This is a genomic window from Chitinophaga sp. CCNWYY40 (assembly GCF_037483205.1).
Classification (GTDB): Bacteria; Bacteroidota; Bacteroidia; order Chitinophagales; family Chitinophagaceae; genus Chitinophaga; species Chitinophaga ginsengisegetis.
Map to the genome: position 1 here is coordinate 569,330 of NZ_JBBHLF010000005.1, position 10,685 is coordinate 580,014.

Consider the following 10,685-nt stretch of genomic DNA (forward strand, 5'->3'; position numbering starts at 1 on the left):
AAATTAGATTATCATTTTTAACTGATATATAGTTTATAGTCGTCTTTTACTTAGTCCAATCAATTATTATAATGAAACCAAAAATATTTGTCGGATCCTCAGTTGAAGCTTTAGACGTTGCATATGCGATTCAAGAAAATTTAGAATTTGATGCAACTGTCACGGTTTGGAATCAGGGCATTTTTGAACTATCGAGCAATGCTCTTGATGATTTAATAAATGCTTTAGGAAACTTTGATTTTGGCATATTTGTGTTCAAGCCGGATGATATCACCTTTATGAGAAGCGACAAAAAGAATACTGTTCGTGACAATGTGATTTTCGAGCTAGGCCTTTTTATTGGTAGATTAGGTAAAGAAAAAGTGTTTTATGTTACTCCCAGAAATTCTTCCTCCTTTCATCTTCCAACCGATTTATTAGGAGTAAATGCAGGCCAATATGAAATGAACAGGGACGATGGAAATCTAAAGGCTGCGTTAGGAACATTTTGTAGTCAGGTTCGACAAAAATTAAAAAATTTTGTTTATACTAATCTTAATGATCTACAAAATGAAAGTAAAGAAGCAAAAAAAATTGCAATTGAAAAACCATATGGTTGGGAATTTCTTTTGGCAGCAGAACTACTTTCCTCTAAGTTAGTAGACATTAATCAGAGCTATTCTGAATTAGAAAAAGGATTGGTATTTAGCAGAACAAAGCGCTATGCTATAGAGGCATATCATGAATGGTTCAAGGAAAGCTTAAATGATATTAAGAAACTTATCCTGATATTCCCTAATATTCTCAAAGAACTAAATTCGTCCTTTGGCCCTCCTGGAGTACCTGGTAATATACTAGATATAAAAAGGGCAGTAGATCGAATTATTTCATTTGAGAAAGAGTTATTAGCATGGGAGTATCGTGTAAATGAAACAGATCCACCAGCTGAACTAGAAGAAATTAAAGTAATTATGAGTGGATGGTCGAAAGTAATTATCGATACAATTAACACTATGCCAAATGAAATTAGGAGAATTATTGAATCTTCAAAAATTAATGGAAGTACCAACGAGGGCATAAACTTTGTGTTTGAAGCTCCGAAAGACTCAAATAAGGTAGTAGAGATATTTAAGAAGTATTACGAGAAACAATAAAATTTCAGGTAATCAAGGGAGGACAAGGCCATATTGATCATTATTGATCATCGCAAGCTATCTTTTTTAAAAGAATCGATTTTAGTCTTAGGAGATGAAACGACTATTTCCTGTTTTTGTAATGAATCTTTGGATACAGTGCCCTGATGCATTTTCTCATCAGGATCATTTGTTCTGTAAATCAAAAGATACCAAGAAACAAGTGTGGCTACCGCGATAAATATTAATAAAAGTTTATGTCGTCTCAAGTTCTCCACTCCTTTGTAAATCACTAATAATAATAATGTAAAAAAGGCAAATGCGGTTGACAAACTTAGAACATAAAGACCGGCTTGGTAAGCGGTTTTAATAAACTGAAACCCCGGCACTGTGCTAGCAACAAAGGTAACAATAGCAGCAAAAATGCCAATCACTTCTATGTACTTAATTTCTTTATCCCGTAGGGATTGTTCTTTTTCTTGAAATTTACTTTCAATCTTGGTATTTATAGCGCCATAATCTTCTTTAAGTCGCGCAATGCCCTGCAGCTCTTTATCAACATTTTCGATTAACTCCACCGAAGTCTCGAAATTCAAAACTTTCTTTTTCAGTTCATCATACTCCTTAATATAATTTCCTTTTATCAGAGGAAGGATAAATGAAGAAGCGATAAATATTTTTTCAGGCACATTAGTACCTACGTCTACCAAGCATTCATTAAAGGGTAATTGGTATACATAATTATAGTTCTTCCTTGACCATTCTATATTTTCCTCGTATTTCTCAAAGACCTTTTTGCATTTATTGATCAATTCTCTCAGTTGGGCAATATTCGATACTGCCTTTCTTTGACTATACTTCTCGTCTAGTTTTGTTACTAAAAATTGCAGATATTTATATTGCGGAAAAAAATTCTTAACCCCTGTCTCGGCCTGAATTGTCAATATCTTAGAATAACAATCTTCAGCCTTACCTTCCAATAGCGAGGCGTCTTCAAGTAAGAGTGAGAATTCATTATTTATGGCATAGTTAAGAGATATAGACGAAGCGTAGCGGTCAAACATAAGCCCACTTCTTTTTAGGGCTTTATAGCGGTTATTTATCTCCTCTTTATATGTGGATAACAGCTGAAGATTCTTATTTACATCCTTATAATATTTTATTAAACAATGAATATCTGATATTGAGAGGGTCGTTATCTCTTTATCTTTGATGGCATCAAAATATTGTTCAACCAAGCTTTTCCATTCATTAGAATTAAACTCATAATGTGACTCAATATATTTTACCCACTTATTATAAGGACTTCCTTCAGTTGCTATTACAAACTCTTCCTCTTGAAAATTCTTTATTATATATACGGGCCTTTTATGAAAATGCCTTTTTCGCAAAATCCATTTGCTAAGTAAATAATTACACTTGCCTAGTAAAAGAATCGAATGTTTTCTTCCTCCAAGTTTATCCGGTTGTGTTAATTCCTGCGAGAACCCGAATAAAGTATTGAAATCGTCTGTTGTCGGGTTCAGGAAATGGTCGAGACGAGCTATAAGAAGATTCGCAGAAATAAAATTTATATGACGCAATGAGTCGTCATGAAAGTTCTTTCTATTCCTAACTTTCTCATTCAATTCATGATTAAATTGCAACAAAAAATACTTAGAACTAAAACTGATTCTAATCTTTACTAAAGTGTAAAAATTTCTATATAGGGCCAACCCAACATTTACACAATCAACGAAATTCTTATTGAGTTCTTTTTCTAATATTTCTTGTATATCTGGAATTGGGATTGGTTGCGGAAATGTACCTAATAGTTCGGTTAAATCCGAGATATGGTTCTCAATGTTGTCATCTTGTACGTATTCGCCAGCTAATATTGAGGCATTAAGGCTCTCAAAAATACCATCCTTTGCTTGGACAAGCTTGTCTTTAAATGCTGCTAATTTAATTTGGAAGTCTGTAATAGATTGTATTGAATCCTTTTCAAATTCAAACTCTTTCCACCAATCGTCAGGGAAAGTAACAGAAATAAGCTGCCTTACCTCTTCAAGAAACTTTGTCAAAGGGATATAGGATTTAAAGTATTAGAATAGTTCCAAGGAAAATAGCTTATTCTCAGTTTTTATGGCTTCTGAAGGAATCTTGATACTTTTAGTTCCCGATTTTTGGGCCTCTTCATAGTAGTATTGCCATGAGTACCAAGCATGGCTTAAGTTAACCAAATCAAATGGAGACATTAATATTAATGACGGATTAACCTTCTTTAAGTAATCGATAGACTGATCAATTTCATTGACTATCGCTTGATTGTCAAGTTTTCCCATCAGTGTTTCAACATGTGCGTCAGGAATTCTAGTTGTCCTTTTATTATCAACTATATAATATGTCAATACGCCACCCTGTTGTCTAATATAATCATAAATTTCGCTTTCTACATGACCGTAAGGCATTGCAAAAAAACCGTCAAACACCTCTTCTAATAATCGACTATGACTATTTGTAGTAGCTTTGGCAGCAGAAACGAAGAATAACAATTTTAACGTCTTAAGAATACTTAAGTCATTATCATAGCTTCTTCCTTTTATCTGATCGTACCAAGTCAGAAGACCTTTTAGTACATATTCGAAGTACAAGATTTTCATGGCTTTGTCCATACAACTTCAGTTAGAGGTTAAAAATGGATAATCCTTAATATACAAAATTAATGTAAATATCCACTATTTATTCTTAACAAGAACTAAATCATTCATTTGGCGCTAAAACCCTGTATTGAAGAACTCATCCATAGTCATTCCAAATGCGTTGATTACCTTGACCAAACTACTAAATCTCAAATCCTTCCCCTGCTCATACCTCCCGAACTGCGCTCGCGGAATATTATGCTCATACGCAAAATACTCATAGCTGGTATACCCGGCCTTAATACGCAAATCCTTAATCCTCGCACCCAATTTTGCAAGCTGGTCATCTGGATCAAGTTGCACTTTTTCAGTGTTTTTCCTTTTACTATCCATATACTAAAATAAATGAATAGTTTACACATAAGTAACCATTTATATGTTACTACTAATAAGAAACTACTAATAAATAACTACAAATAAGTAGCTAAATTCATTCCTTTTTATTAATTTGCTTTAAAACGGAACAATATGATCAAGCTATCAGGTTAAAAAAAAATCAAAGTACTATTTTAGCGATCTAAAGATATTTCAAGCTTCTTGCTTTAGATCTCGTCCTGGTAAAACTGGTAATTTGAAAGGCGACGAGGAGAAAAGTGGGTAGCCCATGCTATGACGCATGGGCTCACTTAATCGTCGCCAGGTATACCAGTACCTCCAGGGCGTTAAGTTGGGTCCTGCGTCTTTTTCATTTTGGCCCCTTCTCAAAATTCACAATTAAGCGTTTCAGTTTGGAGTTAAACGACCTTCTCAGGCCGTATAGGAATGGTTTTGTCCCAAAAAACATTAATAATTAAACCTTACTCTTATGCGAAAAAAAAATCACGTTTCACCAAAGAAGGTGTGGTTAGAAAAACCATTTAGACTAACTGTTGGTGAAATGAAGAATCCTCTGTCAGTTTTAAAAGGATTTTTTAATATCTATGATCTCGTTAATGTCAATGACCACATAGGCAAACTACTCAATAGCTTTCCCGATGCAGATCCCGAACTTTTAGACACTATCGAATTTACTCAAGATCTTGAAAAGCTAATTGAAGCCAATCATTTCCTATTGAAAAAGAGCACTAAGAAAACCAGAACCTCTCAATAAATTCAATTACTGTGGGTTAAAATATTGGTTCCATTAATAATACAAATCATCTCCTAACTACACAAAAACACTATATGGATATGTCAATAAATGTTTTATTACAGATACATACCCTATTCTCTAAACTCCCAGTTAACTTCAGAGAAAGGGTTTGTGAGGAATGTAATTGGAGTTTACCAACATTTTATAGAAAAATGAGGACACGGGATTCAGAACGTGACGGTAAAATCGTTCCTGCCTTAAGTAATGCTGAAAAAAAGACCATTGTGCAACTTATGAGCGAAGTTTATTCTCAAGCTAATATTGAGATAAAAGAACTCCTACCAGAATAATACAACATCTAAATGCTGTCAGTTTCATGGCCATATGATAGCCATAAAATTGACAGCATTTACGTTTTCGGATCAGTTGCTAACAATCAATTTCATGCAACATTACCGCCAATTTCTAAAAACATAGGGTATAATTGCCGGAATTACTACCATTGAAAGCGCAAGAAAACATGCCATCGCCATTATAATTATGGACTTCCAAGTGGGGTTAGTAAAATTAAATTTGACTCCAAATACCTTAATTTCAATAATTACTTTCATATAATATTTTTATTTCAACGAAGGTATCTGGAGGGGCAAATTTAAAAAAGGACAGGGCGAGCACTTTTCTATCTATTTAACAATCAATAGTTTATGATAATATTAAGTTTTTCAATATTTTTTGATTTCAAATTAATAGGGCCAAAACCAAGTCAATACACAAGATAGAGCCGCGAGGCCATGAGCAATAAAAAATTTCCGTGACGATCTTTATATTCCCTTACGTCGCCTCTTTTTCTTCTTTTTTAACCTATTCAATACCGCCAGATCTTCAACATAATTAACGTAAACAGGGCTGAGCAAATCCCTAATAATACCGCTAATAAAATCTCCCGCTTCCTTTGCTGTCTGTACTTCGTTAAAGCTTGACCACGCAAACCTTTCATTAAATATTCCAGGCTTTCCAACTGAAGGCGAATATCCTTCGAGCGCTGAAATATATTTTGATACTCCTTGTTTAATTGGGCTAGGTGCTTTTGTTGTTCGTCCTTGTATTGGACGTGACAGGCTTGGTACCAGGTTTGAATTTCTTTGGTTAGTGAGAGTATCTTCTCCCAATCCATTAGTTGAATTACTGGATTTTGTTCTAATGTTTGCCTGGTATATTGCTGAATAATCTCTTTCTTGTTCATAGCCAATTATACTTTTTATGTTGGACCATTTATAAGCATTACCCAACGTAGCTCCTTTAAAAATCATCCCCTCGTAGCCATAGCTAATACCACTAACAAACCCTGTTTTAGCCTGATTAAATAAGATGTTAACACCTCTATTTTGCAACGATTCAATAAATTTCGCGGTTGTCAAATGCTGCGATAATGTATTTTTAATGATCGCCTGGAGCTTCATTTTTGTAGATATCTCATCAGTACGCTTCATCATTTCCAGCTCATTTTTGGTCATTGCCCGCTCTTTTGCCTGGCTACTGGATTGCACTTTTGCCAAATTATACTTGATTTCAAGCTCCCGAATAACCTTCTCACTGCGGGCATAATCCCGGCTGTCTGATAGTACTTTTCCGTCGAAACCGATGCGATTTACAAGAATATGAAGGTGCGGATGATCGGCATCACGGTGGCGGAAAATTATAAACTGATGCTCCGTGAAGCCGTTTTGTTCCAGATAATCCTTTGCAATTGTTAACATTTTCTCATTGGACATATCCTCTTCAGGAGGGAAATTTAAAGAAGTATGATAAAAATACTTCTGCAAATTGGGGCGAAGCGACTTTATGATTGCGACCTCTTTCATTATATTCTTCTCAGACAATTCAGCAAAATTGCTGTCTAAGAACTCTGCAACTCCCTTTTCTACCTTCTCAAGATTATAGCGTAATGCGCCCCGGAAGCCTTTACCTTTCACCTGATCTGCCGTCATTGATTAGAATTTTTATTGTCTTTTTTACCAAAAATGAAAGCTGTGTCAAGATTGAAAGATAATCTGCTGGCATCTCTTTTCTGTGAATCCTATGGGTAGCCTGGTTCAAATTGATACCAATTTTATGCAGCTCCCGGTATAAATCTGCTTCTATCGGAGACTGCTTTGATTCGGGAAATCTGCCAGAAAAAACCTTATATCTGATCAAATTTGCAGGGCTTAAACATGCTGCTTTTGCAAATATGCAGACCTTTTCATACTCAATTTTTGTAAGCCGGATGTTAACTTGCACCATCCTTTTCTCTTCCTCTTTTTTCTTAGGTCTTGCCATAATCATCAAAATTTTGAACGAAGTGAAAATATTATTTTGGTCACCAAACTGTGGGCAAGCCGTTGTAGCGTAGCGAAAACATGGCTTGCTCCTCACATTTTATCAAGGCCCCTTTGCTCGCAGCCCTTTTCTAACCTTGTTTTGATCATGGATAAGCCAATCGTTTAAATCCTTGCTACCCTTGTAGAAATCACTGCTGTCAACATACTGGCTACCCCACTGTAATGCCTGGGCTGTAAAGTTTCTACCGGCATTGTCATTATCTAATGCAAGGTGGATTTGTTTATACTTTTCCATTAATGATCGGCTTTTCTCAAAAAAGGAAAGGGAATTAAGCACGAGGTAATTTGTCAAAGGGGCTTGCTCTCCATTGTTTATAGCTTCAAAAGATAAAAAATTGAAAAAGCCCTCAAATACTATTACCTCATCAGTGGAGTTATCTATAAAAGAAATGTCTTTAGGTGAGCTACTGCCTTTAAACTCTTGACTGCGTAGTTCGTAGCCTCCGGCTTTATTGGGGAAACCAATAACTGTATATTTTTTACCGTATAAACAGAAATCTACTTCCCGGCAAAATCTATCGGCAATACTCAGTGGAATGGCTCTCCGTTCCAGGTAGGTCAATAAAGATTTATTTGACAATGAGCGGCTATCGAGAATCAGAACTTTACTGTCTGATCTACCTTTCTTTTCACCAGCTAAAGAAGGCGGGTTAAAAGAAAAAACAGGGGAGGGAGACTGCTGAGATAACCGATCCAGCAAATCCCGAATACTACAATTGAAATAAAGCATCCCAAAGTCTATCAGATTTCCTCCTTTACCGATTCCATGATCATACCAAACATTCAGTTGTCTGTTTATCTTAAAGGAGGGTGTCTTTTCCTCCCTTAGTGGGGATAAATACCAGTAATCTTGGTTGCTTATCTTCTGTGGTTCATGTCCCAACTGAGCCAGGTATTGCACCATGTCCTGCTGCTTGAATTCTTTTATTGATCCGTATTTAATATTCATCATTCATTTTTTATTAAATCAAAAGAGTCGTGATTTAAGAAAGTAGTTTACTGCTCTTACTTCCTTACTTAAATAGGTGGGCTTCAAGTAGAAGAAGTAATCATAAGTAGGTATAAGTAATCAGTGCTTACTTATGAAAATCCTTTATCCTGGCGGGTCTCAATCCCGAAGTAAGCAAGTACCTGGTGAATTAACTTTTATTGTAGTTTTTGAGATAATAGGCTTTAATGGGATAATCCTTTTCTTTTGAGTAGCGGTTATCCCTTACATATTCAAGCATCCGCAGCGCCTTTCCCAATTGTTGGCTGGAAATCTTTAACAAGCCATCTGTTTCTTTTCTCAAAGCAACCTCAATTTCTCCTGTGGTAAGGAACAAGTCATAATCTTCCTTCATTCCGGGTCTATAGAATTTCATTAATAATTCCATTTCCGGGGTGACCATAGTAAACTGTCGATTCTCCTCCTCGTTTTCTCTAACCTCTTCAGCTGTTATATCGCAGGCAAACCCTGCTTTATATAGTGCGTACGCCTGGGACCAAACATCGTCTATATTCACTTCCTGAGAATAATTCCAGTCTATGCCCGATATCTCAAAAGGTATCCATCGAACATTTCCGGTGGGATCTGTCAAAAACTCCGTCATATTAGTAGATCCTATAAAGCTGGCGCGGCGGGATAGTTTCTTTGCTTTCCGTTCATAGGGATGTCGTTCCTTCACAAAGGATTTGCTGAGAATGCTTTTCAGGGCGTTGATCTCCACACGGGTAAAGGTGGCCAGCTCGTCCAGGTTGATGAGGAAGTTTTCAATTAGTGCAATGAGGCTATCTTTATCAAAGGAGATATTCTCTGCCATATAGTTTTTAAGGGCCGGCGGACATAAATAACGAATGAAAGTTGTCTTGCCGGAGTTTTGCATCTCATGCACCAGGATAATAGCATTCTTATTACAATACTGATCTTCCAAGGCACATTTAATAGTCCTGACTAACCATTTCTTAAAATGCCGCACAAAACGAGACGGATTCCGTGCTTTAATATAGCTGCATAGCTGCCCGATAAAATCCCCCTTCTCTGCGCTCCAAATAGGCAAATTTTCGAAGTAATTGACAAAAGGATTATACCTATCTACATAATCAGATTTAAGCAGGTAGATAAGCTCGTTTAGATTAATCTTAAAGCCTTCCAGGTTCAACTGACGGTAAATATTAAACTCATTGAGTTCTTCCCAACTTGTGGATAATTGCTTTTTGAATTCAATACTCCCGGTAATCTCGTTTAACCGAAAGTAGAATTGTTCCGATAAGTACTTTTCCAGACGGATATGCTCTTGCTGTTTTTTATTGGTATCCTGAGTCATGCTATAACTGTTGAAAACAAGGGGAATACGGGTTACAAAAGATAGGTTACGGCTTCCTATAGCGCTTTCTATTGGCCAACATGAGATTTCCGGGAGTTATCTCCGCATCTCCTTTTCGACTAAATTCCTCCACCCATAAAAGCAGCGCGGATAATTTCACCACATAGCTTTTCCCCACTTTAATAGCTGGTAGATTTCGGTGATGTATGTAATACCGAACTGTCCCAACCGGTTTCCTTACAATACCTGCAGCCTCCGGAAGATCTAATAACCTATCCGGGCTTTCATTCTGGGGCTTTGTTGACTTTTTTGAATTTTCTGAGAGCGTGTTTACAGTTGTCTGTAACTGTTCAATTTTGGTGAGAATCAACTCAAATGGATTAATCGTTTGCATAACAGTCGTTTTTAATCGTTACTAACTGAATGCAATTTGAGACTGAATGCCGCTTTAATCAGGGAGATTGGGGAATGAAATCAGGGAATCAGGGAAATTCCCAACTTCGTCATTTAAATAGAATATTTTCAATTAGTTATACATATAGAAACTTGAACCAATACCGGGTTTAATGATAAATAATGGTGCTCAGTCTAATATTCGACTGAACACCAATATTATTGTCATTTTTTAAATGTGCTGAACTTTTGCAAAAAAACCAAAAGAAATTCAGGGCCTTTCCAAATCAGGCAGATCATCATCAAAACGAAAAGCAGGATAATTGTAACCATACGAGAACTAACACTAAAACACACAATATCTCCCCTCTTCTTTTTATAAAAAGAGAACATTTGACATAGTTTAAATTAAAAATGCGAGAGTAAAACGAAACTTGTCTTTACGCGATATGTTCAGTACGATGTGTGAGCGATGTGTTCAGTGCGATGTGTGAGCGATGTGTTCAGTGCAATGTATGAGCGATGTGTTCAGTGCGACGTGTGAGCGATGTGTTCAGTGCGATGTGTGAGCGATGTGTTCAGTGCGACGTGTGAGCGATGTGTTCAGTGCGACGTGTGAGCGATGTGTTCAGTGCGACGTGTGAGCAATGTGTTCAGTGCGACGTGTGAGCGATGTGTTCAGTGCGACGTGTGAGCGATGTGTTCAGTGCGACGTGTGAGCGATGTGTTCAGTGCGACGT

General features: G+C 36.5%; 11 protein-coding genes. 3 read left to right on the forward strand and 8 right to left on the reverse strand.

Features of this window, described 5'->3' with window-relative positions:
• Window positions 1–71 precede the first annotated feature (71 nt).
• Entirely contained in the window at window positions 72–1,133 is a 1,062-nt protein-coding gene (locus tag V7S65_RS21320; RefSeq protein ID WP_336387696.1) for a nucleotide-binding protein, read from the forward strand.
• Window positions 1,134–1,180: 47 nt separating this feature from the next.
• Here the strand turns inward: V7S65_RS21320 and V7S65_RS21325 are convergent, their stop codons facing one another.
• From V7S65_RS21325 to V7S65_RS21335, 3 genes are all read right to left on the reverse strand, one after another.
• On the reverse strand, window positions 1,181–3,175 hold the full coding sequence (locus tag V7S65_RS21325; protein WP_336387695.1) for a hypothetical protein: 1,995 nt from the start codon (window positions 3,173–3,175) through the stop codon (window positions 1,181–1,183).
• 21 nt (window positions 3,176–3,196) lie between these two features.
• On the reverse strand, window positions 3,197–3,766 hold the full coding sequence (locus V7S65_RS21330) for a hypothetical protein (protein WP_336387694.1): 570 nt from the start codon (window positions 3,764–3,766) through the stop codon (window positions 3,197–3,199).
• A gap of 102 nt (window positions 3,767–3,868) precedes the next feature.
• Complete coding sequence (locus V7S65_RS21335; RefSeq protein WP_336387693.1) at window positions 3,869–4,126, reverse strand: helix-turn-helix domain-containing protein; 258 nt, start codon at window positions 4,124–4,126, stop codon at window positions 3,869–3,871.
• Between the two features lie 472 nt (window positions 4,127–4,598).
• Between V7S65_RS21335 and V7S65_RS21340 the strand changes: the two genes are divergently transcribed.
• Window positions 4,599–4,883, forward strand: a complete 285-nt coding sequence (locus V7S65_RS21340) for a hypothetical protein (RefSeq protein ID WP_336387692.1) — start codon at window positions 4,599–4,601, stop codon at window positions 4,881–4,883.
• A 74-nt stretch (window positions 4,884–4,957) separates the two neighbouring features.
• Window positions 4,958–5,215, forward strand: coding sequence for a hypothetical protein (locus V7S65_RS21345; protein ID WP_336387691.1), 258 nt, complete (start codon window positions 4,958–4,960; stop codon window positions 5,213–5,215).
• A 471-nt stretch (window positions 5,216–5,686) separates the two neighbouring features.
• Here the strand turns inward: V7S65_RS21345 and V7S65_RS21350 are convergent, their stop codons facing one another.
• From V7S65_RS21350 to V7S65_RS21370, 5 genes are all read right to left on the reverse strand, one after another.
• Entirely contained in the window at window positions 5,687–6,853 is a 1,167-nt protein-coding gene (locus tag V7S65_RS21350) for a relaxase/mobilization nuclease domain-containing protein (protein WP_336387690.1), read from the reverse strand.
• Window positions 6,828–7,184 carry a plasmid mobilization protein gene (locus tag V7S65_RS21355; RefSeq protein ID WP_336387689.1) on the reverse strand — a complete coding sequence of 119 codons (357 nt, stop codon included), beginning with the start codon at window positions 7,182–7,184 and terminating at the stop codon, window positions 6,828–6,830. Before V7S65_RS21355 ends, V7S65_RS21350 begins: the two co-directional genes overlap by 26 nt.
• Before the next feature lie 102 nt (window positions 7,185–7,286).
• A complete protein-coding gene (locus tag V7S65_RS21360; protein ID WP_336387688.1) occupies window positions 7,287–8,198 on the reverse strand; it encodes a toprim domain-containing protein in 912 nt (303 codons plus the stop codon).
• A 187-nt stretch (window positions 8,199–8,385) separates the two neighbouring features.
• Window positions 8,386–9,552 (reverse strand): VapE domain-containing protein, encoded by a 1,167-nt coding sequence (locus V7S65_RS21365; RefSeq protein ID WP_336387687.1) that lies wholly within the window; start codon window positions 9,550–9,552, stop codon window positions 8,386–8,388.
• 46 nt (window positions 9,553–9,598) lie between these two features.
• Window positions 9,599–9,946 carry a helix-turn-helix domain-containing protein gene (locus V7S65_RS21370; RefSeq protein WP_336387686.1) on the reverse strand — a complete coding sequence of 116 codons (348 nt, stop codon included), beginning with the start codon at window positions 9,944–9,946 and terminating at the stop codon, window positions 9,599–9,601.
• Window positions 9,947–10,685 lie beyond the last annotated feature (739 nt).

Bases quoted from the DNA above. Each gene is read 5' to 3' on its own strand.
- V7S65_RS21340 (WP_336387692.1), top strand. From the start codon at position 4,599: ATGCGAAAAAAAAATCACGTTTCACCAAAGAAGGTGTGGTTAGAAAAA.
- V7S65_RS21365 (WP_336387687.1), bottom strand. From the start codon at position 9,552: ATGACTCAGGATACCAATAAAAAACAGCAAGAGCATATCCGTCTGGAA.
- V7S65_RS21360 (WP_336387688.1), bottom strand. From the start codon at position 8,198: ATGATGAATATTAAATACGGATCAATAAAAGAATTCAAGCAGCAGGAC.
- V7S65_RS21370 (WP_336387686.1), bottom strand. From the start codon at position 9,946: ATGCAAACGATTAATCCATTTGAGTTGATTCTCACCAAAATTGAACAG.
- V7S65_RS21345 (WP_336387691.1), top strand. From the start codon at position 4,958: ATGGATATGTCAATAAATGTTTTATTACAGATACATACCCTATTCTCT.
- V7S65_RS21335 (WP_336387693.1), bottom strand. From the start codon at position 4,126: ATGGATAGTAAAAGGAAAAACACTGAAAAAGTGCAACTTGATCCAGAT.
- V7S65_RS21330 (WP_336387694.1), bottom strand. From the start codon at position 3,766: ATGGACAAAGCCATGAAAATCTTGTACTTCGAATATGTACTAAAAGGT.
- V7S65_RS21355 (WP_336387689.1), bottom strand. From the start codon at position 7,184: ATGGCAAGACCTAAGAAAAAAGAGGAAGAGAAAAGGATGGTGCAAGTT.
- V7S65_RS21350 (WP_336387690.1), bottom strand. From the start codon at position 6,853: ATGACGGCAGATCAGGTGAAAGGTAAAGGCTTCCGGGGCGCATTACGC.
- V7S65_RS21320 (WP_336387696.1), top strand. From the start codon at position 72: ATGAAACCAAAAATATTTGTCGGATCCTCAGTTGAAGCTTTAGACGTT.